Genomic DNA, 25,146 nt, shown 5'->3' on the forward strand with positions numbered 1-25,146 from the left:
TTTCTTCGGCGCGCCGTTTTATTTGTTATTCTTCTTTGGATTCCGGTTTTGCTGGCTCTTTCTTTCGCAGCCGCCGCACCACATCCTGCTTCAGCAGGGCATACAGCACCGAGGCCACCGGCACGCTGAGCAGCACACCCAGCAGGCCGAACAGGCCGCCGCCCACCGTCACCGCCGTCAGCACCCAGATGCCCGGCAGGCCGATGGAGGTACCCACTACACGGGGATAGATCACATTGCCCTCGATCTGCTGGAGAATGGACAAAAAGATCAGGAAGATGATGGCCCGCACCGGGGACACCATCACCAGCAGGAAGGCAGAAAGGATTGCCCCGATATAAGCACCAGCCACTGGAATCAGAGCGGACACACCTACAATAACGCCAATGAGAGCGGCGTAGTCAGGTTGGATAAAGAAGGTACCCAACGCACACAGTCCGCCCAGAATACAGGCCTCAATGGCCTGACCGGAGACAAAGTTGGTAAAGGTCTCGGCAGTAAGGCGGATCACATCGCTGACCCAGGTCACATGCCGGTCGGGCAGATAGGCCCGCAGCAGTCTGCGGCCCTGGTCCAGCAGCTTTTCCCGTCCGGCCAGCATGTAGATAGAGAACACGATGGCCAGTACCAGGGTAACGAACATGGACAAAATACTGCTGGTGACCACCATCACCTGGGAGGCAGCCGTGGTGACACTGGAGAGCACCCCCTCCAAGAAGCTGCGCAGATAGCTGCTCAGGGAACTCAGGTCCAGAGAAGACAGATCCAGATACTCAGCGATCTTATTGATAATGGCCTGCAGATTGACCATATAGCCGCTGACACTGGCAGCAAACAGCTGAATACTGTCCACCACCTGAGGCAGTACAAAGGAAAACAGAGCCACAATGATCGCAATCATGGCCACATAGGAGGTAAGCACCGCCAACGGACGGCCCAGTTTCTTGAACCGCTCCCCCAGATTGCGTTCATAGTGGCGGCAGAAGAAGGCACAGGGCCGGTTGAGCACAAAGGCGATGGCAAAGCCCAGAAACAGCGGTCGGCAGCTGGTCAGGACCTGTCCTGCCAGATCCAGGATCACATCAAATTTGATCACCGCCAGCACTAGAAATACCGCATAGGTAATAATCAGCATCACGCTGCGCATCCATTTAATTGGCATAGAAAACCCCTTTCCCCGGGATAATACCCAGGCACATGCAAAACGCGATACCACTATACCATGCCCGCCCTTTGCCGTCAACATACCCTTCCGTTTCTCCCCAGGCAAAAAAATCCCCAGCCGCGTGTATGCCCACGGCTGGGGGTTCCCCAAGGGTGATGCCTGTCCCTTTGGGTATTCTGGTGGCCAGAGAGATCTGAAAAGCCTGAGTGTGGGGAAGAAAGCAGGGAGGTGTGAGGAGGGGAGGCTTTTGTTCTCTCATCTCTAACCACCCATAGATTAGCATATGCTAACCATTTTGTCAACACTTTTTTAATCTGGCCAAACAGGCATATAAAAAGGGCCCGTCTCCACCAGGAGCGGGCCCCAATAATCGCTTATTTTTTGCCCAGCCGGTTCAGCGCCGCCTTGGCGGCCATCTGCTCGGCCACTCCCAGAAAAGCTGTGCTTTTCCGGGAACCCCATCATTTTAAATCCTCGGGCGGAATCAATCCGCCCTCCGGCAAGAAAATTCCCGGCCTCTGGCCGGGAATTTTGCTTGGACGCGCCCAAGGCGCGGCTCACTTTCGTTCGCAAGAGGCCCTGCTGTCACGCCTTCGGCTTCGACAGCTTCGCCATGGCCGCCTTGGCGGCCATCTGCTCGGCCTCTTTTTTACTGTGTCCCTCGCCGGAGCCCACAGGCTCCCCGTTCAGATCCACGTCCACGAAGAAGCGCTTGGCGTGGTCGGGCCCCTGAGAGCCCACCAGCCGGTACTTGAGCACCTGTCCGCTCTCCCGCTGGACCAGCTCCTGGAGGGCAGTCTTGTAGTCCCGGGGACTGGTGATGCCCTCGATCTCCCGGCAGAGGATATACTTCTGGATGATCTTCCGGGCCGAGCCAATACCCCCGTCCAGATAGACCGCTGCCAGCACGGCCTCCACTGCATCCGCCTGAATGGAGGGACGGGTACGGCCGCCGCCGGCCTCCTCCCCCTTGCCCAGCAGCAGGTAGGAACCCAGATCCAGGGCCTGCGCCACCTCTACCAGGCTCTCCTCACACACCAGGGCGGCCCGCACCCGGGTCAGCTCTCCCTCGGGCAGATCGGGATGGCCCCGGTACAGGTGGTCGGCCACTACCATGCCCAGGATGGAGTCTCCCAAAAATTCCAGCCGCTCATTGCTCTGCAGCTTGCCCCGGCTCTCATTGGCGCAGGAGCTGTGGGTCAGAGCGTTTTCCAGCAGCTCCCGGTTTTGAAACTGGTAGCCCAGCTTTTCTTCTAAGGTGGTCATTGGTCGTTCCTCACTTTTTTCAAGGTAAGATAAGCAAAACTCCGCCCCAAGGCGGAGTTTCTGCTTATAATGTCTGGGAAATTAGTCGATCTTATTCTGCAGGAAGCGGACCAGATCGCCCACGGTCTTGATAGCAGAAGCTTCTTCCTCGGACATCTCGTCGATATCAAATTCCTCTTCCAGCGCCATAGACAAGTCCACAATATCCACAGAGTCCGCGTTCAGATCATCTTCAAAGGAGGTTTCCATGGTGATGGAATCCGCATCCACATTGAACTGCTCCGCGATCAGTGCGCATACCTTTTCAAAAATCATAGTAGCCTGCTCCTTTTGCTGTGCCCCAGGCACGTTTTTCTTTCCTTACTATATGCACATTCCCTCTGCCTGTCAATAGGGAATTGGAAATTTTTATGCAGGTGGGCAAAAGTGCCCAAGCGAGCATGTCTCCCTTACAGCTGAGTGACCTCCAGACGCATCACGTCCACATTGTCGGTAATGCTCTCGATAATGCCGGAGGAGGCAAACTGTTTGGCCTGCCGCACGGCGTTCTTGATGGCGTAGGCATCGGAGGAGCCGTGGGCCTTGATCACCGGCTTGGAGATACCCAGCAGCGCGGTGCCGCCCACCTCGCTGGAGTCCATCATTTTCTTGAACTGCTTGAGTCCGCCGGAGACCATCACAGCAGCCAGCTTGGTCAGCAGGCTCTTCATAAACATCTTCTTGATCTCCCGGGCCAGGAACAGTCCGGTGCCCTCCATGGTTTTCAGGAAGATGTTGCCCGAGTAGCCGTCACTGACGATCACGTCCACCGAGCCCTCAACCGCTTCCCGGGCCTCCACATTGCCCACAAAGTTGATGCGGCCGGCCTTGGCGGCCTCCTGGAGCATGGGGTAGACGGTAGTCTGGAGGGTGGTACCCTTGGAGGGCTCCGCGCCGATGTTCAGCAGACCCACCTTAGGCTCGGGACGGCCCAGCACGTGCTCGGCGTAGTAGGAGCCCATGTAGGCAAACTGCAGCAGATACTCCGGGGGACACTCGGCGTTGGCGCCGCAGTCGATGAGCACCGCGCCCCCGTTGCCCGTAGGCACCACAGGAGCCAGAGCGGCCCGGCGGATGCCCTTGATGCGCTTGACCAGCAGGGTGGCCGCAGAGAGCAGAGCTCCGGTAGAACCAGCGGAGACAAAGGCGTCCCCGGCTCCGGATTTGAGCAGGTTCAGTCCCACCGTCAGAGAGGAGTCCTTCTTCTCCCGGAAGGCATTGGCAGGATTGTCGCAGATCTCCACCACCTCAGAGGCGTGGGCGATCTCCACCCCGGCGGGCAGCTCCTGGATGCCGTTGCTCTCCAGCACCTTGAGGATCTCCTCCCCCCGGCCTACCAGCACGATGTCCACACCGTACTCCTTGTTGGCTTGGATAGCTCCCATTACAGGAGCCTGAGGGGCATTGTCCCCTCCCATGGCGTCAACGATGATCTTCATAAAACATCCTTCTTTCTTCCTCAGAGAGTCTCAGGCTCGTCTGTCTCAGCAGCGGTCACAGTTGCTGAGGATGCAGTTAAGTGAGATCCAGCCCGTCCAGTGCTTCCAGCGCTCGTTTGGACAGCTCCGCATTTTTGTTCCGCTTTCCCTTCACCCGGTAGCCCAGGGCAGGAATGAGGCCGAAGTTGATATTCATCGGTTGAAAGTGTACCACAGATTCGTCGCTGATGTAAAGAGCCAGCGCGCCCATGGCGGTCTCCCGTGGGAAGTTGATGGGCTCCTTGCCCTCCAGCTCCCGGGCCAGTTCCATGGCGGCCAGACAGCCCGAGGCGGTGGACTCCACATACCCCTCCACGCCAGTGATCTGTCCGGCAAAGCGGACCCGGGGCTCGGTGCGCACCCGGTAGTAGCGGTCCAGCAGCCGGGGCGAGTCCAGGAAGGTGTTGCGGTGCATCACGCCGTAGCGGACAAACTCCGCATTTTTCAGGGCGGGGATCATAGAGAACACTCGCTTCTGCTCCGGCCATTTCAGGTGGGTCTGGAAGCCTACGATGTTATAAATGCTGCCCTGGGCGTTGTCCTTGCGCAGCTGCACCACAGCAAAGGGCTCCTTGCCCGTCTTGGGGTCCCGGAGCCCCACCGGCTTGAGGGGACCATAGCACAGGGTATCCCGGCCACGGCGGGCCATGACCTCCACCGGCATACAGCCCTCAAACACCCCTGAGTCCTCAAAGCCGTGGACCTCCGCCTCCTGGGCGGTGGTGAGCTCCTTCCAGAAGGCGTCGTACTCCTCCTCGGTCATGGGACAGTTGATATAGTCGGGGGTACCCCGGTCATACCGGGAGGCAAACCAGGCGCTTTCCATGTCCACGCTCTCAAAGGTCACCAGAGGGGCGGCAGCGTCAAAGAAGTGGAGGTAGCCGTTCTGGGGGTAGCGGCGGCCAATGGCCTCGGCCAGCGGCTCAGCCGTCAAGGGACCGGAAGCCACAATGACCTGTCCCTCCTCGGGGATGTCCAGTACCTCCTCCTCCACCACAGTGATGTTGGGGTGGGTCTTGATCTTCTCGGTAATAGCGGCGGAGAAGGTGTGGCGGTCCACCGCCAGGGCGCCGCCCGCCTCCACCCGGTGCTCATCGGCGCAGGCCATGATGAGGGAGTTGCAGCGGCGCAGTTCCTCCTTCAAAAGTCCCACCGCGTTCTCCAGCTGGTCGGAGCGCAGGGAGTTGGAGCACACCAGCTCTCCAAAATCGGTGCTGTGGTGGGCAGGAGTCATTTTGTTGGGTTTCATCTCATGCAGGCGCACCGGGATGCCCCGGTTGGCCAGCTGCCAGGCCGCCTCGCTTCCTGCGAGGCCGGCTCCAATGACAATAACAGGTTCCATAGTACCTCCTGAGAGTCTCGTGTGTCCGTCTTATTCTGTAAGGCGTTTTTGCCTTACACCTCTGTTTCCTCCGACTTGGCCTTCTTGGCCGCGGTCTTAGTGGTTTTCTTGGTGGTCGTCTTCTTTGTGGTAGTTTTTGCGGATTTCTTCGCAGAATCCGCCTTTTTGGTCGTTTTCTTGGCAACAGTGCTCTTCTTGGCTGCCGGCTTCTTGGTGCTCTCCTCCCCTTCCTGAGCGGGAGCGTCGGCCTCCTCAGTCTTCTTTTTCCAGCCGCCGCGCTTTTCCTCAGGTGTAAAGTTAGAACACTGTTCATTGATACAGAATGGCTTCTTGAAGCCACGGCCCGACTTCTTGAACATGGTCCAGCCGCAGACAGGACAATTGTCCTTTACGGGCACATCCCAGGTCATAAAATCGCAGCGGCGGCTCTCGTCCTTGCTGTTCAAATGCTCACAGCAGTAGTAGGTATACTGCTTGCCTGTCTTCTTGCTCTTGCCGGTACGCTTGAGCAGGCGGCCGCCGCACTTGGGACACTTGCCGGGCATCTCCACCACCAGAGGCATGGTGAAATCGCACTCCGGCCAGCCGGGGCAGGCCAGGAAGCGCCCAAACCGTCCAGACTTGATGACCAGGTTCCGGCCGCACTGGGGGCAGATCTCCTCGGAAACCTCGTCAGGCACCTTGATGCGCTCGCCGTCCAACTCCTGCTCAGCTTTGTGAAGCTCCGCCTCAAAGTCATCATAGAATGCAGAGAGCACCTTCTTCCAGTCCACGCTGCCCTCTTCCACCTTGTCCAGCTCTTCCTCCATCTGGGCGGTGAAGGTGGGGTCCACGATGTCCTGGAACTTGTCCTTCATCAGGCCGGTGACCACCTCGCCCAGGGGGGTAGGACGGAGGGCACGGCCCTCCTTCACCACATACTCCCGGTTGAGGATGGTGGAGATGGTGGGGGCGTAGGTGGAGGGGCGGCCAATGCCCTTCTCTTCCAGCGCCCGGATGAGGGTGGCCTCGGAATAGCGGGCAGGAGGCTGGGTGAAGTGCTGCTGCTTGTCCGCCTTCTTGAGGTCCAGGTCCTCCCCCTCCTTCAAATCGGGCAGAGGGGACTGGGGAGCCTCATCCTCATCGTCCTTACCCTCCTCGTAGACAGCGGTAAAGCCGGAGAATTTCAGCTCCGAGTGGCTGGCCCGGAAGGTATAGCCCGCCGACTGGGCCTCAATGGATACGCTGTCGTAGACGGCAGAAGCCATCTGGCAGGCCAGGAAACGGCTCCAAATGAGCTTGTAGAGCTTATACTGCTCGCTGGTCAGATCCTTCTTGATCTCGTCGGGCACCAGGTTCACGTCGGAGGGACGAATGGCCTCGTGGGCGTCCTGAGCGCTTCCCTTGGTCTTGTAGTGCCTGGCCTGGGGTGGATAGTACTGCTTGCCGTAGCGGGTCTCAATAAAACCCTTGGCAGCGGCAATGGCCTCTTCGGAGAGGCGCAGGGAGTCGGTACGCATATAGGTGATAAGACCCACGGTGCCCTCGCCGGTGATGTCTACGCCCTCATAGAGCTGCTGGGCGATAGACATAGTGCGGGCGGGGGTCATGTTCAGCTTGCGGCTGGCCTCCTGCTGGAGGGTGGAGGTGGTGAAGGGAGGCGCGGGATTGCGAAGCTTCTCCTGGCGTTTCACCTTGGACACGGAGAAGGGAGCGGCGGACACTTCGGCCACGATAGCCTCGGCCTCCTCCTGGCTGTGCAGCTCCATTTTCTTCTCCCGGCCGTAGAACATGGCCTGGAAGCCGCCCAGATTAGGGCGTACCCGCTCCAGGTCCACCTGGATGGACCAGTACTCCTGGGGCTGGAAGGCACGGATCTCCTCCTCCCGCTCCACCACCAGGCGGGTTGCCACCGACTGCACACGGCCGGCCGACAGTCCCCGGCGGATCTTCTTCCACAGCAGAGGAGACAGCTCATAGCCCACGATGCGGTCCAGAATACGCCGGGCCTGCTGAGCATCCACCAGGTTCTGGTCGATGGCCCGGGGGGCGGCAATGGACTCGTTGACCACCTTTTTGGTGATCTCGTTGAAGGTGACCCGGTAGGTCTTTTCATCGGGGATGTTCAGAAGCTCCTTCAAGTGCCAGGAGATGGCCTCGCCCTCACGGTCCGGGTCGGTAGCCAGATACACCTTTCCGCTCTTCTTGGCCGCTTTTTTCAGGGCGGTGATGGTCTCCTCCTTTCCCTTGATGGGCTGGTAGTCGGGCTGGAATCCGTGTTCCACGTCCACGCCCAGTTTGCTCTTGGGCAGGTCCCGGACGTGGCCCATGGACGCCACCACCTCATAACCCGGTCCAAGGTACTTGCCGATGGTCTTGGCCTTGGACGGGGACTCTACAATGACCAGATCTGTCTTTGTTGCCATGTGACAACCTCCAATTCGCTTGATATGGTAACAGGCACGAAGGGTGCCTGAATTATTCCTGTTCTAGTTCCACCAGGGGCGTGTAGCGGCCTCCCGGGCGCTGCTCGGCTGCGCCGTCCACCTGGAGCATGGTCAGCGCCGACAGCACCCGCCGGGCCGGAATCTGCGTGCGGTCCACCAGCACGTCGGCGGTGTCTGCCCCCTCCAGCATAGCATGAAGTACCACCAACTGATCATCAGTGAAGCGCTCCCGCTGCTGTGACAGGGAGATCTTAGGACGGCCAGGCTTCTCCTTGGGCTCCTCCTGCTGAGGCTCCGGCTTTGGCTCTTCCTTTTGCGCCTTGGCAGGCGGTTCCAGCCGCTGCCGCAGATGCTCGGGCTCCAGGGCTTTGGCATGGGCCAGTTTCTGGGGAAACTGGTCCCAGTAGTCGGCTAAAATATCCTCTCCGCAGGTCACCGGACGGGCTCCCTGCTGGATGAGCCAGTTAGGCCCCTGGCTCATAGGCGCGTCAATGTTTCCCGGTACGGCAAACACGTCCCGGTTCTGATCCAGTGCGTGGTCAATGGTGCGCATGGTCCCGCTGAACCGGGCGCACTCCACTGCGACTACTCCCAGAGACAGTCCGCTGATCAGGCGGTTTCGGATGGGAAACTGCTCAGCCCGGTGGGGTGTCCCCGGCGGATACTCGCTGATCAGGGCTCCCACCGCCGCCACATCCTGATAGAGGAAGCGGTTTTCTTTGGGATAGGGCACATCCACCCCGCCTGCCAGCACAGATACCACGCTGCCGCCGCCCTTCAGGGCGCCCCGCAGGGCCAGACTGTCAATTCCCTGGGCAATCCCGGACACCAGCAGCGCTCCACATCGGGCCAGCTCCAGCCCCAGCCTGGGAGCCACCTGCTGGCCGTAAGCGGAGGGCTTGCGGCTGCCCACCACGCCAATGGCCGCCTCTTCGTCAAAGCGGATGCGGCGGCCCAGGATATACAGAACTGCCGGTGGATCGCTGAGCTGGCGCAGACGCTCGGGGTAGTCGGCATCCTGGATGGTCATGATCTGCACGCCCAGCCGGTCACACCGCCCCAGGATGGCCTCGCTCTCCTCCATATTTTTGTCCAGAAGGCCTCGGATCGCCTGGGGAGCAAGACCTGGAATCATCTCCAGATCCTCCTGCTGCGCAAAGTATACCCGCTCCGGCGTGCCGAAGTACTCCAGCACCCGCAGCACGCCTCGCTGCCCCACCCCTTTCCGGGTGGTCAGCCAGAGCCAGTAGTTCAGCGCCGCCATGGGCCTTCTCCTTTCTCCCCAGGGGATTTTCTTTACAAGCCCATCCGGGCTGTGTTACAGTATTTTTACAAACCAGCGGGCTCAGGCCCGCGGTAATAATCTTGGAAACGGGGAATGGTCATGACTCAGCTTCGTACCCGGCCTCACCGGGCCTGGGCCGTCTGCCTGGGCTGCTCCCTGGCCCTGTTCACGGTGATGGGCCTGGGAGTCAACGTCTTTACCATCTATCAGCCCTGGATCATCCAGGTCCACCAGTTTTCCAATGCCCAGGGCTCCTGGATCACCACCGTGCGCAGTCTGTTTGCCCTGCTGGCCATGCTCTCGGTGGATACCCTGTGCCGCCGACTGGGACTGCGGTACACCATGACCGTGGGGATGGCCTGCTTTGCCGCCTCCTACGCCCTGTTTGGAGCCGCCAGCACCTTTCCGGTCTACTGTGCCGCCGCCGCCCTCTCCGGACTGGCCTATGGCTACGGCGGAATGATCCCCCTTACCCTGGTCATCTCCAACTGGTTTGATTCCCGGCGGGGTCTGGCCTTGGGTCTGGCGGCCGCAGGCAGCGGCCTGCCCACCATTTTGTTTCCCCCTCTGGTCACCCAAGTCATCAAACTCTGGGGGCCGAAAACCGCCCTGTACGGAGAGGCCGTGCTGGGTGTTCTGCTCACCCTGGGCGTCTTTCTTCTGGTACGCAGCCACCCTTCCCAGGTAGGGCTTGCCCCCTACGCCGGAACAAAAGCCGCGCCAGCCGCTCAGCCGCAGGCAGTCCGCCTCCCCCCTGCCGGACTGCGCCCCATCCACTGGTGGGCAGCAGCGGTGGCCGCCTTTCTCATCGGCGCACCCTCCGGTCCGGGTTTCTCGCATCTGACGGTGCTGTATACCAGCTGCGGCTATGACTCCCTGCTGGTGGCCTTTCTTATGTCCTACTTGGGCGTGGTGCTCATGGCAGCCAAGGTACTCTATGGCCAAATCAGCGACAAGCTGGGCAGCCGTACCGCCAACTTTTTGGTCTTTGCCGTTATGTTGGCAGGCTTCCTGCTGTGCGCCCTGGCCCCTCTTGGCAGCGTTCCCCTGGCCTTTGCCGCCATCACCCTTACCGCCCTGGGCATGCCCATCTCTTCTGTGACTCTGTCCGTTTGGGCGGGAGATCTCAGCGGCGCAGATACCTATCAGTGCACGGTAAAGTGGTTTACCAGCGCCTATATGCTGGGCTCTCTGGTCACCGGACCTCTGCCCGGGCTGTCGGCTGACCGGCTGGGCAGCTATGTGCCCGCCTATCTGCTCTTTGCCCTGATGCTCTTGATCGCTGCTGTACTGGTTCAGGGGGTATATCGCCGTCTGGACCTGGGGAAGCGTCCTCAATAATCGTTCTTGATCTGCGGGCTGGATTCCGGCCCGCTTTTTTATTTCCCCATCTCCCACAAAACTACCACCGCCGCACTGGCAGCGTTGAGAGATTCACACCGCTCCCGCATCGGGATCTTTACGGTCTGTTCAGCCCGGTCTAACAGAGCCTGGGACACCCCGCGGCCCTCGCTGCCGATGACCACGGCGGCCCGACCAAGGTCCGCCTGGCGCACATCCACCGTGTCCTCCCGCAGGGCCGTGGCATACAAAGGGATCTGAGAGGCCTTCAGCAGCTTCTCCAGTCCCTCCACCGAGGTCTCCCACACCGGCAGGCGGAAGCAGGCCCCCATGGTGGCCCGCACTACCTTGGCGCTGTACGGGTCGGCACAGCCATGGACCAGAAACAGTCCGTCCGCTCCCAAGGCATCGGCGGAGCGCCAGATGGTCCCCACATTACCCGGATCCTGGACTCCGTCCAGCACCAAGTAATGTTTCCCTTCCAGCCGCTGGGGCGGGGTCGTGGCGGGCAGCTGAGCCAAAAACAGTGCACCCTGGGGCGTCTTCATGGGGGAGATGGTCTCCATCACGTCCCGGGGCACCTGGACGAGCCGGACGCCGGCGGGCAGGGCCGGCGGCGTCACTTCCGGGGTCACCACCACCGTGGTCAGAGGCACGTCCCATTTCAGGGCCTCCTCCAGCAGCTTTATGCCGTCGCCCAGGTACTCCCCCGCCTTCTCCCGCACGCTTCGTCCTCCTGAGGAGAGCTGCCGGATCTTTTGCAGCAGGGGATTCTTTCGGCTGGTAATGATCTCCATCATGCCCGCTCCAATCGCTCAATATCGCTGTTGCGTCCCAGCACCACCAGGCAATCCTCCGGACTCTGGAAGACAAAATCTCCGCCCGGGGCGATGGTCATTGCATCCCCGCGGCGCACCGCAATGACGGTGAGCTTCCATTTTGCCCGGATGTTCAGATCCACGATGGATTTGCCCACCCAGCTCTCAGGCAGAGTACGCTCCACAATGGAGTATTCGTTGGACAGCTCAATAAAGTTAACGATGTCGCCGTTGATGAGACGGCGGGCCAGACTCAGTGCCATCTCCTGCTCCGGGAAGACCACCAGATCCGCCCCGATCTTCTCCAGCACCTTGCGGTGAACCGAGCTGTTGGCCTTTCCAACCACCCGGGGCCCATTCAGCTCCTTCAGATTCAGAGTAATCAGAGCGCTGGTGCCCACATCGCTGCCGGCAGCTACCACGGCACAGTCAAAGTTCCGCGCTCCCACGCCGGAGAGCACCTCCGGGTCCCGGGCATCACCCACCACCGCATGGGTCACATGGTCGGCCACTGCCTGTACCCGCTCAGGAAGGACATCAAGGGCCAGTACTTCATGGCCCTGCTCACACAACTCCTGGGCCAGCGAGGCACCAAACCGTCCCAGTCCCACAATCAGAAAGCTTTTCATATATTCCTCCTAATACTCAGCCTATCATAACCTCTGTAGAAGGATAGAGGATCTTGTTCTCCCCCCGTCCCCGGGTCAAGAAGGCAATGGAGAAGGACAGGATTCCTACCCGTCCTAAAAACATCAGTGCAATCACCAGCAGTGCGCTGGGCACGCTCAGTCCGGGGGTAATACCCATGGTCACACCCACCGTACCCATAGCAGATGCCGTTTCAAAGGCCGCCTGCACATAGGGCACCCGTTCCATCAGGGACAGGAGCATAGACGCGCTCAAAAACAGCAGCAGTACGGTCAGCGCCAGGGTCATGGCGTCCAGGACCTTTCGGCCGGGAATCCGTCTGCCCCGGAAGACGACCTGATCCCGTCCCCGCAGACCGTCCCGCAGGGCCAGCAGTAACACACCCACCGTCACCGTCTTCAATCCGCCCGCTGTGGAGCCGGAGGAGCCGCCGATGAGCATCAGCAGAATGGACATGACCGCCGAGCCTTCCAGCAGTTTTCCCTGATCAAAGGTGGCATAGCCCGCCGTGCGCAGGGTAACCGACTGGAATAAGGCGTTGAGAGGCCGCTGCCACAGGGGCATGCTCCCCAACGTGTCGGGGTTTTCCCACTCTGCGCAGGCAAAATAGACCGCGCCAAAAACAATGAGGCAGGCGGTGATGCCCAGTACCATTTTACTATAAAGAGTTAATTTTTTCCAGCAGCGCTTCTGGATCACATCTTCCCACACGAAGAAGCCCAAACCGCCTATCACAATGAGGGCCATGATGGTGCCCAGCACCAACGGGTCGCCCTGATAGGCCGCCAAACTGGAGTAGGGGCCGCTGTAAAGGCCCAGAATATCAAAGCCACCGTTACAGAAGGCAGAGATGCTGTGAAAAATGGAAAACCAAATACCCAGCAGTCCAAACTGAGGCACAAACCGAATGGCCAGCAGGACCGCTCCGATCCCCTCCACAAGCATTGTGCCCAGCAGGGCGTGGCGCACCACTCGCACCACTCCGGCTACCCGGTCCAGGTTCATGGCCGAGGCCATCACCAGGCGCTGAGACAAGCCGATACGACGGTGCAGAGCAAAGGGGATGATGGAGATCAGGGTAACAAACCCCAATCCGCCTAACTGAAGCAGCAGCAAAATAACTGCCTGACCAAATACCGACCAGTGTATCGCCGTATCCACCAAAACCAGTCCAGTCACGCAGGTGGCGGAGGTTGCGGTGAACAGACAGGTCAGCCATGGAGTCATCTGTCCGTCCTGGGCGGAGATGGGCAGATGCAGCAGCAGTGTGCCCAACAGAATAATGGCCCCAAAACCCAATACGATGTAACGGGTGGGGTTAATACTCTTTCGCTTATTTCTATGAAGTTGCATCGCTGCACACGTCTCCCTTTTGGGCTTGTTCCTTCGGCCTCAATTTGGCCGATATCCCTGTACGCCCCAGCTTTTCCAAGAAAAAACGGCAAAAAAGGGCTGTTTTTCAACAAAATATCCCATTGACGCAGGGTATCCCTTCCCGGGGCCGATTCGGCAGACCTTAATATAGCATACCCTCCCAGGATATTCAAGTCAACGATTTTCTCCCGGCAGTGAGTTCCGCCCAACCAATTGGGAAGGAATTTTTATCGTTCTCACGGCTCTTTTTTCCCTGAACGCCGCTTCAAAAGACGCTTCAGGCTCTATCAGGCTCTATTATATATAATGTATCCCCCGCCACAAGTCAAGCGCCGAGCAAGAAAAGTCCTTCATCCAGTCCCTGCCTTTTCCCGCTCTTTTTTAGCTGACAGGGAAGAAAAACCGGCCGGCGGACAATGCCGCCGGCCGGTAAGGCAGGTTTTTGGGTTGGATGCTTGGTGCGCTCCGGACGATCCGGCTTTACGCCTCAATAGCGGTACGGATCTGGTCAAACACCGTATCGGAGCCTTCACACATCACCATCAGCACCGTGCCGTCCTCCAGAGTCTCCAGGCGGGCATTCTCTGCCACAGCATACTGGTCCGCCAGGTAGGTCTCAAAGTTCGTCTTCTGCTTGTCAATGAAGCCCTGAAGGCCCTCTTTCACGGCCTCCTCCTTGCCCTCAGCGGGCATGACGGCAGCAATGCCATAGGCCTTCACACTCATCATGGAACCGCTGACGCCAAAGGCGGTCATATCCTCTGCCTTAAGGCCCATGGATTCCAGGATCATACCATTGATCTCATTCTCGTCGTCGATCTGGGTAATGACGGGGTTATATTCCACCATCTCGCCCCCGCTCTCTGTGATGGCCTGGCTGTACAGCTGGGTCAGCTCCTCCGGGGTACGGGTGCTGCCGGTCTTCTGTCCGCAGCCGGTCAGAGCAGTGATCAAAAGCGCGGCGCAAGCCAAACTGGCAAACAATTTTTTCATGGGTGGTCTCCTTTTTTCTTGTTCTGAACGGACTAATTATCGGCCCGTTTCATCTTCTTTGACGCCTTCCAAGAAAAAAGGTTCCCAGGAAATTCAATTTTATGCGCTCAGCCCTGGGGCAGCAGCAAAGTCACTGTGGTGCCCTTGCCCGGAGTACTCTCCAGACGAATCTGTCCGTCATGGAGGGCCGCGCCGTGCTTTACAATGGACAGGCCCAATCCAGTGCCGCTGATGTCCTTGGAGTGGCTCTTATCCACCCGGTAGAACCGTTCAAATACCCGGTTCTGATTCTCAGCGGGGATACCGATGCCGTTATCCTCCACTGAAACCTCTACGCCGCCCTCTACCGGGCCTACCGTGACGGCTACCGTGCCGCCCCGGCGGTTATACTTGATGGCGTTGTCACACAGGTTGTAGATCATCTCATCCAGCACCCGGCGCACACCGTGGACCTGGACGGAACGCCCCATGGTCTTGATGGTCACATCATTTTTCTGAGCGGCGCTCTCCAGGCGTTTTGTCACCTCCAGAGAGAGCTGGAACAGGTCCACATCCTCCCGTTCCATGTTCACCGCACCCTCGTCCAGTTGGGACAGACGGATGATATCTTCCACCAGGGCAATGAGACGCTGGGCCTCCTGGTAGATGTCGCTGGCAAAGCCCTGTACGTCCTCCGCCTTTACCATGCCGCTCTGCATGATCTCCGCAATGCCGGAGATGGAGGTCAGCGGGGTCTTCAGCTCATGGGAGACGTTGGCGGTAAACTCCCGCCGCAGGTCCTCCCGCTGTTCCTGCTCAGTGACATCCAACAGGACCATCACCGCGCCCATCTGCTCCTCACCCTGCATGACCGGGTTGGCCAGCAGTTGGCAGCAACGGCCATTCAGACGCAGCATCTGCTGGCTGCGGTGGCCGGAAAGCACCTCATCCACCGCCTGGCGGAAGCTTTCGCTGCGGTTGAGCACCAGGGCATTCACCTCTCCCTGCGGCGCCTGAGCACCCAGCTGGTTCAGGGCGCCCTTATTGTAGGAGAGCACATGGCCATGCCGGTCCATCAGCAGAAAGCCTTCGGACATATTTTCCGTCAAAGCGGCAAACTCCTGCTGCTTCTGCTGCAGCTGAAGCAGCTGCTGCTGGATGGTATCGTTCTGGTGCTTAATGCGGGAGAGCAGGGGGGTCAGCTCCTCATAGGTGTCGCAGTCCTCCGGGTGCTCCAAGTCCAGATTGACAATGGGGCGAATGATTCGCTTGGCCATTCGGGAGGCCAGCACGGCCGAAATCAGCAGCGACAGAGCCAGAATGATCAAAATCGGCTGTACCATGGACAGCAGCAGGGTCACCACCGTCTGCTGCGCGCTGGCCACACGGATCACGGTGCCGTCATTGAGCCGTCGGGCGGCATACAGGGTCTGCTGGGCCAGGGTGGAGGAGTAGCGCCGGGCGGTACCGGACTGACCGGTCATCGCCTGCTGGATCTCCTCCCGGTCGGCATGGTTCTCCATGGCAGTTTCGTCGGCCTGGCTGTCATAGAGCACAGTACCGTCTGTATCCACCCAGGTCACCCGGTTTTCCGTGTTGAGCCCGGTGAGATAGTCCATCCCGTTGAGCTCCACGCCCTGGGCTACCAGCCAGGTCTCCGTCTCCAGCTCGGTCATCAGCTGGTTGCTGAAGTACTGGTACAGCATCCCCAAAAACAGGGCAATGGACAGCACCATCACAGAGACGGCTACTGCCGTGGAATTTCGAAATAATTTGGCGGTCATATTCTTCAACTTCTATCCCTCCGCCGGTCAGTCGGCACTGATCTTGTAGCCGATGCCCCGCACCGTCTCAATGCAGTCGCCGGATTTGCCCAACTTCTGACGCAGGGTACGGATATGTACGTCCACGGTCCGGCTGGCGCCGTCAAACTCATAGCCCCAGATGGTGTTGAGCAGCTGATCCCGGGTAAATACGGTACCGGCCCGCTCCAACAGCAGGCACAAAACCTGAAACTCCTTCAGCGTCAGGGTGACATCCCGATCCCCGTCCCGGACGATGTGCCGCTCGGGGTCCACAAAGAGGCTTCCCAGGGAGTAGGTCTTTTCCTTGGGCTGGTTTTGCCCTGCGTGGCGCAGGGCGGTGCGTACACGGGCCATCAGTTCCATCATGCCGAAGGGCTTGGCCACATAGTCATCCGCCCCCTCATCCAGTCCCAGCACCTTGTCATACTCCGTGCTCTTGGCCGTGAGCATAATAACAGGCAGGGTCTTGGTGGCGGGCATGGAGCGCAGGCGTTTGAGCACCTGCAGGCCATCCTCCTCAGGCAGCATGATATCCAGCAGCACCAGCTCAGGACTGCCCTTCTCCATGGCCTCCCAAAACTGGGAGGGGCGGTCAAAGCCCTGGGCCTCCATGCCCTGGCTCTGTAAGGTATAGACCACCAGCTTACGGATGCTGGCGTCATCCTCTAAAATATAGATCACGTGCGTTTACCTCTCCTCCGCTCCCCTTCCGGGAAGCTCACATATCGCCGTGCTGTCCGGTGAGGGAGTACTCCACCCACTCAGCAATGTTGCAGGCGTGGTCGCCGATGCGCTCAAAGTATTTGGCGATCATCAGCAGGTCCATACAGGTCTCCCCGCTGTCTCCCTGGCCGATGCGGCGAATGAGTTCGTCCTTGACTTCCAGGAACATGCGGTCGATCTCGTCATCCTTGCGAATGACCTCCTGAGCCAGGCCCAGGTTCTTGCGCACAAAGGAGTCGATGCTGTCGGTGACCATGCCGATGGTGCTGCGGGCCATCTCAGCGATGGGCACATGGGAAATCACAGGGCTATCCTCAATGTCCCGGGTAATCTCGGCAATATCGCTGGCCTGGTCGCCGATGCGCTCCATGTCGGAGATCATCTTCAGCGCTGCGGAGATGGTGCGCAGGTCCCGGGCCACCGGCTGCTGCTGGAGCAGCAGCTTCATGCACAGGCTCTCGATGTCCCGCTCCTTCTGGTCGATCTCCCGCTCAGCAACGCAGGCAGTCTCCCGCAGGGCGGCGTCTCCTTCCAGCAGAGCCTTGGCGGCGGCGGAAATGGCCTCCTCGCACAAAGCTCCCATTTTGATCAGCTCTACATTCAGCTGTTCCAGCTGTTCGTTGAATCTGTCCCGCATTATCCGAACCTCCCGGTGATGTAATCTTCCGTCTTCTTGTTCTGAGGCATGGAGAACATCTGCTCCGTGTCGCCGTACTCGATGAGTTCACCCAGCAGGAAGAAGGCGGTCTTGTCGGAGATACGGGCGGCCTGCTGCATATTGTGGGTGACCATGATGATAGTGTAATCCTTTTTCAGCTCGGTGGCAAGGTCCTCGATTTTGGAGGTAGAAATGGGATCCAGAGCGGAGGTGGACTCGTCCATGAGCAGCACGTCGGGCTTAACTGCCAGCGCGCGGGCGATGCACAGACGCTGCTGCTGGCCGCCGGAGAGGCCCAGGGCGGGCTTTTTCAGCCGGTCCTTTACCTCATCCCAGATGGCTGCGCCCTTCAAAGACTCCTCCACGATCTCATCCAGCTTCACCTTGCTGCGGATGCCGTGGGTACGGGGGCCGTAGGCCACGTTGTCGTAGATGGACATGGGGAAGGGATTGGCCTTCTGGAAGACCATACCGATGCGCTTGCGCAGATCAGTGACATCCTGGCCAGGCGCGTAGATATCCTCCCCCCGGTACAGCAGAGAGCCGTTGATCTTCACAATGGGAATAAGGTCGTTCATCCGATTGAGGCAGCGCAGGAAGGTGGACTTGCCGCAGCCGGAAGGACCAATGAGAGCGGTGATCTGGTGCTCAGGGATCTCGATGTTGATATCCTTCAGCGCGTGGTTTTCTCCGTAATACAGGTTGAGGTTTTCGGCCTGTAAAATGACATTTTCGTTCATATTGTATCTCCCTATCCAAGTTCAGAAGGTTTATTTCTTTCTCAAATATCCGCCGGCAAATTTTGCGGCCAGATTGATGACAAAGGTGATGATCAGCAGCACCACCGCCACCGAGAAGGCCAGATCAAATTCGGCGCGCTCTTTGGCGTAGACGTACAAAGCCACAGTCAGGGTCGCACCGGAGCTGTCCAGCAGGCCGCCGGAACTGAAGAAGTTCTGCAGGGTAGTGCCCATGCCGGCGGTAAACATCAGTACGGCGGACTCACCGACCACGCGGCCGATGGACAGGATACAGCCCGTTACAATGCCGTCCACAGAGGAGGGCAGCACCACGGTACGGATCATGTGCCACTTACCCGCACCCAGGCCCAGGGAGCCTTCCCGGTAGCTCTGGGGGACAGTCTTCAGGGACTCCTGGGTGGTTCGAATGATGGTGGGCAGGGTCATAATGACCAAGGTGAGCGCGCCGGCCAGCAGGGTCTTGCCCAGATTCATAACCTGGCAGAACACCAGCATACCCACCAGGGCGTACAGGATGGAGGGAATGCCGGCCAGAGTCTCGGTAGCAAACTCAATGGCCGCTACCAGCTTGTGGTTGGTGGCGTACTCGGTGAGGTAGATGGCCGCACCTACACCCAGAGGCAGGATAAAAATCAGAGTCACGATGATAACGTAAATGGTATTCTGAATGGCGGGGAGGATACCGTCAGTACCCCGTAGCACACTCTCCTGACTGGTTAAAAATGTCCAGTTCAGGTTGGGCAGGCCCCGATAGAAGATGTACCCGATGAGAAAGAGCAGCAGCAGAACCGTCGCTCCGGCAGACAGATAGAGAAGGGTCCGCATCCCCACCTCATAAACACGGCGGCGGGGAGAGAGCTTACTTTTGGCCTTACTGGCCGTCTGAGTGGCAGAAGTCGTAGTCATAGTATTCGTCATCCTTTACGCCTCCTTGTCCCGTTTCAGGAACACATTGAGGATCACATTGATACACATAATGAACAGGAACAGCACCAGACCGATGGAGTACAGAGCATTTCGCTGCAGGCTTCCCACAGCAGCATAGCTCATCTCACTGGCGATGGCCGTGGTGAGGAACTTGACGCTGGAGAGCATGGAGGGCATGTTAGCCACATTGCCGGCTACCATCAGGATGGCCATGGCCTCGCCAATGGCACGGCCCACGCCCAGCACTACCGCCGCAGCAATGCCGCTTTTGGCAGCAGGAGCGGTGACCCGGAAGTAGGTCTCCAGCTCGGTGGCCCCCAGAGCCAGGCTGGCCTCCTCGTACTCCTTGGGCACCGCCTTCAGGGCGGTCTCAGACACCGAGATGATGGAGGGCAGGATCATAACAGCCAGCACAATGATAGCAGCCAGCAGGCTGTCGCCGGCGGGAATATGGAAGAACTCCCGGATGGCGGGCAGCAGGATCATCATACCCACCAGACCGTACACCACCGAAGGGATACCAGCCAGCAGATCCACCGCCGGACGGATCACCGATGCCACCTTGGGAGGCGCTACCTTGGCCAGAAATACTGCGGTCATAAATCCGATGGGCACGCCGATGATAATGGCGCCGGCGGTGCCGTAAATGGAGGTCAGGATAAAGGGCAGAATGCCGTAGGCCGGATCGGTCTTGTCGGTGGAGGCCCAACGGGTGCCAAACAGGAAGTCAATAAGACCGACCTCTTTGATAGCAGGCAGACCGGAAATGATCAGATAAACGGTAATCAGCAGCACAAAGGCAATGGCAATAAATCCGCAGATCATAAAAAGAGTCTTCATGATCCATTCCATGGCGTCTTTCGCCCGGCGCACACCGCCCTGATTTCCAATGACTTGCTCTTTTTTCATATCACTCAACCTTTTCTTTTCGTTTGTCTCCTCAGCTGACACTGAGACACGAGCTATGTCATGTCCCCGTGTCAACTGAGGAATATGGCAGAGGGGAGACATTGATTTAAAACAAGCCCCCGGGGACCGGGGGCTTGTTTTCATGTTTCTCAGGAATTAGCCCTTGGGAGACACAGCACCGGCAGCAGCAATGATGTCGGCAGCATCCGCGCTCATGGCGAAGTCCAGGAAAGCCTGGGTAGCCTCGGAGAGCTCAGCACCCTCCTTGGTGACCATCACGAAGGGACGCTGGATCTCATAGGAGCCGTCCTTCACGGTGTCCTCGGAAGGAGCCACACCGTTGACCTTCACAGCCTTCACAGTGTCATTCACAGCGGACAGGGAAGCGTAGCCGATGGCGTTGGGGTTGGAGGCCACGTTACCGATCACGTCGCCGGTGGAGGAGTACTCGTTGGTGTACTTGCAGGTATCCTCTACGCCCACGATCTCCTCGAAGGCGCCGCGGGTGCCGGAACCAGCCTCACGGCCGAACACAGCGATCTCGCCGTCGGTGCCGCCCAGCTCGGACCAGTTGGTGATCTCACCGGTGAAGATCTGAGCGATCTGCTCCACAGTCAGGTCCTCCACGCCGTTGGCGGGGTTGATGACCACGGCCACACCGTCCAGAGCCACGATATTCTCTACCGCGCCGTTCTGCTTCTCCTCATCCTTCAGAGCACGGGAGGACAGGCCCAGGTCACAGGTGCCGTCGATGGTGGACTGGATGCCGGTGCCGGAACCGGTGCCGGAGTAGTTCACGGTCACACCAGGATTGAGCTCCATGAAAGCTTCACCCAGGGCCTTGACCACGCTCTCCATGGAGGTGGAACCGTCGGTATTCACGGTGCCGCTGAGCTCCACGGTGGAGGAGCCGTTGGTGTTGCTCTGAGAACCGGAGCCGCTGCCCTGATCCTGATTGCTGCTGCCGCAGCCGGTGAACAGCCCCAGGGCCAGAGCAAGGGATAGGCCCAGGCAAGTAAGCTTCTTCATATTCATCATTCTCCTTTGGTTCGTTTTCGTTTAAGTACTGTGCAATCCGTTTCCCGTTTTGCGTGTCTCAGTATAAAAAAACCATGTAAAATGAAAAAGCCCCTTTGTGTTAAATCCACGTAAAATCTCATATTTACCAGGAATTTGGTCACTTTTCATCAAAAGAACCCCATCCTATCTGGTTTCAATGTAAAATCAGCCCGTTTTTTCTTCTCTTCATACTGCCGCAGGCAAAAAAGATCCGGGACGGTTTCCTAATGGGAACCGCCCCGGTTTTACATTTCCTTTTGTGATTTTACAAGCCGCCCCGCTCTACCAGCCGTTCCAGCCCCTTCCGGTCCCGGATACGCACACCGCCCCGAAACAGCTCCACCGTCTCCGCAGCGGACAGTTTCTTTAAGGTACGAGTCACCGCCTCCCGGGCACTGCCGATGGCCTGGGCCAGCTGCTCCTGGGTAACTTGAATGGTATCGGTCTCCAGCCGCCGGGACTCCTCCAGCAAATAGGAGGCCACCCGCTGCTCCAGGGTATAAAAGAGCATCTGTTCCACGGCCCGGATGGCGTGGGAGAACCGCTGGGCCGCCGCCTTGTAGATGAAATTCTCTACATAGATATTCTCCCTCATCAAAACGGACAGATACTGAATGGGGATGACCAGCACCTCCACCGCTGTCTCGGCCTGGATCTGTACATCAAAGGTGATGGCATTGAGCATACAGGAGGCGGACAGCACACACACCTCCCCTTCCGTCATGCGGGAGATGGTGGCCTCCCGGCCGTCCTCTGAGAGCAGGTAGATGCGCACCACACCGCTCTGGATCAGGAGAGCTCCCAGGCAGTCGGTATCCGGGGAGCGGATGATCTGTCCGGGAGCATAGGACGCCCGCTGCACACAGCTCAGCAAGGTCTCCTGCTGCTGCCGGGTGAGGTGATGCCAAAAGGACAGGGATTCAGGGGTCAGGGTATTCATAGCGGGCTCCTCTCTCCGGGGATCGTTTGTTTCTCCTTTATTATACTGTTTTTTCTTCCTGGGGCAAGAGGTTTGTGACCCTGTCACAGAGGGAACGATTTCACTGTGGTATGGTTACCCTATCCAAACCGATTTTTCTTGACAAACCCACAGGAGGTTTTTATCATGAAGCAAGTTCTTTCGTTTCTGCGCTCCAACGCCGCCGGGCTCATCTTTATCGCCCTTGGCCTGGCAGGGGGATACCTTTATTACCGTCTCACCCTGTGTGCCACCGGGACCTGCCCTCTCACCTCCACCCCCTATTACTCCATGCTGGTGGGAGGGCTGCTTGGCGCGCTGGCCGGAGACCTGCTGTCCGCCCTGCGGCAGCGCCTGACTTCCCGCTCATCTCAGTAATCAAACCGGAGGAATTCCATGGTCTATCTTGTCACCTTTCTGGAAGGTCTCATCACCTTCATCTCCCCTTGTCTGCTCCCCATGCTGCCCATTTACCTGTCCTACTTTGCCGGCGGACAGCCGGATGCCTCCCGGGGACGGGTGCTGAAAAATGCTCTGGGCTTTGTGCTGGGCTTTACGCTGCTGTTTGTGGCCATGGGCGCTTTTGCCGGTTCCATCGGCGCGCTGCTCACCCGGCACCAGCAGGCGGTAAACATCGCCAGCGGTCTGATCGTCATCTTCTTCGGCCTTAACTTCCTTGGTGTGTTCCGCCTGTCCCTGTTCCGGGGCTCCAAGGGCTATTCCGTGGGCCATGATATGGGCTTTTTCTCCGCTCTGATATTCGGCGCGGTCTTTGCCGTGGGCTGGACTCCCTGCGTAGGGGCTTTCCTGGGCTCGGCCCTGGTACTGGCCTCCCAGCAGGGCTCTACCCTGCGGGGGATCCTCCTGCTGCTGTGCTACTCCGCCGGCCTGGGCATCCCGTTTTTGGCCAGCGCCCTGCTCATCCAGTCCCTGAAAACTGCCTTTGACTGGATCAAGCGCCACTATTCTATTATCAATGTCGTCTCGGGCGGACTGCTCATCGTAGTGGGTATCCTCATGGCCACCGGCACCATGGGCACGCTGCTCTCCCGCCTTGTCTAAGGAGGTACTTCATTATGGGTAAAAAATCCACTGTCATCTTAGGCATCGCCCTGGTGGTAATTCTGGCCGCCGCCGGATTTCTCTACACCCGCCTGGCTCCCGGCGTGCAGAACAGCCAGCTAGCCAATGAGCCCAGCCAGTCGGAGGGCCCCGCCTCCTCTTCTTCCTCTTCCTCCTCTTCCCAGCAGACGAACCCCGCTCCCTCCTTTCCCATGGAGGATTCCCAGGGCAATACGGTACAGCTGTCCGACTTTTTAGGGGATAAACCTGTTTTCCTCAACTTCTGGGCCTCTACCTGTTCCCCCTGCAAGCAGGAGATGCCCGACATCCAGGCTCTGTATGAGCAGTACGGGGACCAGATCCACTTCGTGCTGGTCAATGTGGGCGCGGCCATGAACGACACCCGGGAAAAGGCGGAGAACTACCTGAAGGAGGCGGGTTTTACCTTCCCGGTGTACTACGACGTAGACTACCAGGCCATTTCAACTTACGGTATCAACTCCTTCCCCTTCTCTATCTTTATTGACGCCCCGGGCAATCTGATCACCTACGGTCAGGGGAAGCTTTCGGCTGAACTGCTGCAAAAGGGCCTGAACCTGATGGCCCCCGATGTGGTCCCCGCCCCTTAGTTCTCCTTTTTGGCAAATCATTCACAAAAGCTCCCCTTTTTTCTACACGATTGGCTCTTGCGTCCCGAAAAAAAAGGAAGTATAATATGGTTGTTGCGTTATGAGCCGGATAAGGCAAATCCGTTTTTCGGTTGCGAATCCCGGTTCACGGAGGTAACATTATGGTAAAAGCGATCGTAGGCGCCAACTGGGGCGACGAGGGCAAGGGCAAGATCACCGACATGCTGGCGGAGACCTCTGATGTGGTCATCCGGTTCCAGGGCGGTGCCAATGCCGGCCACACCATCATCAATGATTATGGCCGTTTTGCTCTGCACATCCTCCCCTCCGGCACCTTCTACCCCCACATCACCAATATCATCGGCAACGGTGTGGCACTGGACATCCGCAAGCTGGTGGACGAGCTGAAATCCCTCACCGATCAGGGCGTGCCTGCGCCCAACCTGATCGTGTCGGAGCGCTGCCAGATTCTCATGCCCTACCACACCCTGCAGGACGCCTATGAAGAGGAGCGTCTGGCCGGCAAGGCCTTCGGCTCCACCAAGAGCGGCATTGCCCCTTTCTACTCCGACAAGTACGCCAAGATCGGCATCCAGGTGTGCGACCTGTTTGACGAGGCGCGGCTGAAGGAGCGTCTGACTGCCGCTGTTTCCCTGAAAAACGTACTCTTCGAGCACCTCTACCACAAGCCCGCGCTGAATGTGGACGAGCTGTTCCAGGAGCTGATCACGCTGCGCGAGGAGATCCGTCCCTACGTGGGCGACGCGGTGGGCTTTGTCCACCAGGCCCTGAAGGAGGGCAAGACCATCCTGCTGGAGGGTCAGCTGGGCTCCATGAAGGACCCCGACCTGGGCATCTTCCCCATGACCACCTCCTCCCACACGCTGGCCGGCTTTGGCTGTGTGGGCGCTGCGGTACCCCCCACTGCGGTGGAGGATGTTATCTGCGTCACCAAGGCCTACTCCTCCTCCGTGGGCTCCCACACCGAGCCCTTCGTCAGCGAGCTGCTGGGCGAGGAGGGTGACGAGCTGCGCCGCCGCGGCGGTGACAAGGGCGAGTTCGGCGCCACCACCGGCCGTCCCCGCCGTGTGGGCTGGTTTGATGCCGTAGCCACCAAGTACGGCTGCATGGTGCAGGGCGCCACCAAGGTGGCTCTCACCTGCCTGGACGTGCTGGGCTACCTGGACGAGATCAAGGTCTGCACCGGCTACGAGATCGACGGCAAGGTCACCGACGTCTTCCCTGTCACTCCCCTGCTGATGAAGGCCAAGCCCGTCTTCACCACTCTGCCCGGCTGGAAGTGCGACATCCGCGGCTGCAAGGACTACGAGTCCCTGCCCCAGCAGGCCAAGGACTATGTGGACTTTTTGGAGGCCCACATCGGCGCCCCCATCACCATGGTCTCCTCCGGCCCCAAGCGTGATGAAATGACCTACCGCACCCCCAAAATCTAACCGATCCATCGCGCCGGATGCCACCCCCTTGTGGCATCCGGCGTGCC

General features: G+C 58.9%; 24 protein-coding genes. 5 read left to right on the forward strand and 19 right to left on the reverse strand.

The features are described 5' to 3' along the window. Window positions 1–25 precede the first annotated feature (25 nt). The 7 genes from ACEVJL_RS02930 to dprA form a co-directional block, all read right to left on the reverse strand. A complete protein-coding gene (locus ACEVJL_RS02930; RefSeq protein WP_374736801.1) occupies window positions 26–1,162 on the reverse strand; it encodes an AI-2E family transporter in 1,137 nt (378 codons plus the stop codon). Window positions 1,163–1,750: 588 nt separating this feature from the next. Beyond that, entirely contained in the window at window positions 1,751–2,431 is a 681-nt protein-coding gene (gene rnc / locus ACEVJL_RS02935; protein ID WP_008981062.1) for a ribonuclease III, read from the reverse strand. Between the two features lie 81 nt (window positions 2,432–2,512). Next, window positions 2,513–2,746: an acyl carrier protein gene (gene acpP, locus ACEVJL_RS02940; RefSeq protein WP_008981063.1), complete on the reverse strand. Its 234-nt coding sequence runs from the start codon at window positions 2,744–2,746 to the stop codon at window positions 2,513–2,515. A gap of 134 nt (window positions 2,747–2,880) precedes the next feature. Then, window positions 2,881–3,909 carry a phosphate acyltransferase PlsX gene (gene plsX, locus ACEVJL_RS02945; protein ID WP_008981064.1) on the reverse strand — a complete coding sequence of 343 codons (1,029 nt, stop codon included), beginning with the start codon at window positions 3,907–3,909 and terminating at the stop codon, window positions 2,881–2,883. Window positions 3,910–3,985: 76 nt separating this feature from the next. Further along, the gene (gene trmFO, locus ACEVJL_RS02950) at window positions 3,986–5,290 is read right to left on the reverse strand and encodes a methylenetetrahydrofolate--tRNA-(uracil(54)-C(5))-methyltransferase (FADH(2)-oxidizing) TrmFO (RefSeq protein WP_374736802.1); all 1,305 of its coding nucleotides are present in this window, start codon (window positions 5,288–5,290) and stop codon (window positions 3,986–3,988) included. 53 nt (window positions 5,291–5,343) lie between these two features. Further along, a complete protein-coding gene (gene topA, locus ACEVJL_RS02955; RefSeq protein ID WP_374736803.1) occupies window positions 5,344–7,695 on the reverse strand; it encodes a type I DNA topoisomerase in 2,352 nt (783 codons plus the stop codon). A gap of 52 nt (window positions 7,696–7,747) precedes the next feature. Then, the gene (gene dprA / locus ACEVJL_RS02960) at window positions 7,748–8,980 is read right to left on the reverse strand and encodes a DNA-processing protein DprA (protein ID WP_374736804.1); all 1,233 of its coding nucleotides are present in this window, start codon (window positions 8,978–8,980) and stop codon (window positions 7,748–7,750) included. A gap of 120 nt (window positions 8,981–9,100) precedes the next feature. Here dprA and ACEVJL_RS02965 point away from each other — a divergent pair, with 120 nt between their 5' ends. After that, on the forward strand, window positions 9,101–10,342 hold the full coding sequence (locus ACEVJL_RS02965; RefSeq protein ID WP_374736805.1) for an MFS transporter: 1,242 nt from the start codon (window positions 9,101–9,103) through the stop codon (window positions 10,340–10,342). Between the two features lie 38 nt (window positions 10,343–10,380). Here ACEVJL_RS02965 and ACEVJL_RS02970 read toward each other — a convergent pair whose 3' ends face one another. The 12 genes from ACEVJL_RS02970 to ACEVJL_RS03025 all read right to left on the reverse strand — a co-directional run bounded on the left by ACEVJL_RS02970 (window position 10,381) and on the right by ACEVJL_RS03025 (window position 21,936). After that, window positions 10,381–11,142, reverse strand: a complete 762-nt coding sequence (locus ACEVJL_RS02970; protein WP_374736806.1) for a TrmH family RNA methyltransferase — start codon at window positions 11,140–11,142, stop codon at window positions 10,381–10,383. Then, window positions 11,139–11,789, reverse strand: coding sequence for a potassium channel family protein (locus ACEVJL_RS02975; protein ID WP_008981071.1), 651 nt, complete (start codon window positions 11,787–11,789; stop codon window positions 11,139–11,141). Before ACEVJL_RS02975 ends, ACEVJL_RS02970 begins: the two co-directional genes overlap by 4 nt. A gap of 16 nt (window positions 11,790–11,805) precedes the next feature. Further along, the gene (locus ACEVJL_RS02980) at window positions 11,806–13,161 is read right to left on the reverse strand and encodes a TrkH family potassium uptake protein (protein WP_325207937.1); all 1,356 of its coding nucleotides are present in this window, start codon (window positions 13,159–13,161) and stop codon (window positions 11,806–11,808) included. Window positions 13,162–13,662: 501 nt separating this feature from the next. After that, complete coding sequence (locus ACEVJL_RS02985; RefSeq protein ID WP_008981073.1) at window positions 13,663–14,175, reverse strand: DUF4358 domain-containing protein; 513 nt, start codon at window positions 14,173–14,175, stop codon at window positions 13,663–13,665. Between the two features lie 107 nt (window positions 14,176–14,282). Next, window positions 14,283–15,938 (reverse strand): ATP-binding protein, encoded by a 1,656-nt coding sequence (locus tag ACEVJL_RS02990; RefSeq protein WP_374736807.1) that lies wholly within the window; start codon window positions 15,936–15,938, stop codon window positions 14,283–14,285. A gap of 27 nt (window positions 15,939–15,965) precedes the next feature. Next, window positions 15,966–16,640: a response regulator transcription factor gene (locus ACEVJL_RS02995; protein ID WP_110440334.1), complete on the reverse strand. Its 675-nt coding sequence runs from the start codon at window positions 16,638–16,640 to the stop codon at window positions 15,966–15,968. Between the two features lie 37 nt (window positions 16,641–16,677). Next, entirely contained in the window at window positions 16,678–17,319 is a 642-nt protein-coding gene (gene phoU / locus ACEVJL_RS03000) for a phosphate signaling complex protein PhoU (protein ID WP_302667339.1), read from the reverse strand. Continuing rightward, on the reverse strand, window positions 17,319–18,080 hold the full coding sequence (gene pstB, locus ACEVJL_RS03005) for a phosphate ABC transporter ATP-binding protein PstB (protein WP_374736808.1): 762 nt from the start codon (window positions 18,078–18,080) through the stop codon (window positions 17,319–17,321). The genes phoU and pstB overlap by 1 nt, the downstream gene beginning before the upstream one ends. A 30-nt stretch (window positions 18,081–18,110) precedes the next feature. Next, on the reverse strand, window positions 18,111–19,019 hold the full coding sequence (gene pstA, locus ACEVJL_RS03010) for a phosphate ABC transporter permease PstA (protein WP_008981078.1): 909 nt from the start codon (window positions 19,017–19,019) through the stop codon (window positions 18,111–18,113). 3 nt (window positions 19,020–19,022) lie between these two features. Beyond that, window positions 19,023–19,937, reverse strand: coding sequence for a phosphate ABC transporter permease subunit PstC (gene pstC, locus ACEVJL_RS03015; RefSeq protein WP_020989727.1), 915 nt, complete (start codon window positions 19,935–19,937; stop codon window positions 19,023–19,025). Between the two features lie 156 nt (window positions 19,938–20,093). Further along, window positions 20,094–20,966 carry a phosphate ABC transporter substrate-binding protein gene (locus tag ACEVJL_RS03020; protein ID WP_374736809.1) on the reverse strand — a complete coding sequence of 291 codons (873 nt, stop codon included), beginning with the start codon at window positions 20,964–20,966 and terminating at the stop codon, window positions 20,094–20,096. A gap of 295 nt (window positions 20,967–21,261) precedes the next feature. Then, on the reverse strand, window positions 21,262–21,936 hold the full coding sequence (locus tag ACEVJL_RS03025; RefSeq protein ID WP_374736810.1) for a Crp/Fnr family transcriptional regulator: 675 nt from the start codon (window positions 21,934–21,936) through the stop codon (window positions 21,262–21,264). A 165-nt stretch (window positions 21,937–22,101) separates the two neighbouring features. Here ACEVJL_RS03025 and ACEVJL_RS03030 point away from each other — a divergent pair, with 165 nt between their 5' ends. The 4 genes from ACEVJL_RS03030 to ACEVJL_RS03045 all read left to right on the forward strand — a co-directional run bounded on the left by ACEVJL_RS03030 (window position 22,102) and on the right by ACEVJL_RS03045 (window position 25,099). After that, entirely contained in the window at window positions 22,102–22,332 is a 231-nt protein-coding gene (locus ACEVJL_RS03030) for a DUF6132 family protein (protein ID WP_151076086.1), read from the forward strand. 18 nt (window positions 22,333–22,350) lie between these two features. Further along, a complete protein-coding gene (locus ACEVJL_RS03035) occupies window positions 22,351–23,016 on the forward strand; it encodes a cytochrome c biogenesis CcdA family protein (RefSeq protein WP_374736811.1) in 666 nt (221 codons plus the stop codon). Window positions 23,017–23,030: 14 nt separating this feature from the next. Beyond that, window positions 23,031–23,645, forward strand: a complete 615-nt coding sequence (locus ACEVJL_RS03040; RefSeq protein ID WP_235396861.1) for a TlpA family protein disulfide reductase — start codon at window positions 23,031–23,033, stop codon at window positions 23,643–23,645. Window positions 23,646–23,806: 161 nt separating this feature from the next. After that, on the forward strand, window positions 23,807–25,099 hold the full coding sequence (locus tag ACEVJL_RS03045) for an adenylosuccinate synthase (RefSeq protein WP_235396863.1): 1,293 nt from the start codon (window positions 23,807–23,809) through the stop codon (window positions 25,097–25,099). Window positions 25,100–25,146: the final 47 nt, after the last annotated feature.

Origin of the sequence: Flintibacter porci, from assembly GCF_041925195.1 — a bacterium.
GTDB lineage: Bacteria > Bacillota > Clostridia > Oscillospirales > Oscillospiraceae > Lawsonibacter > Lawsonibacter porci.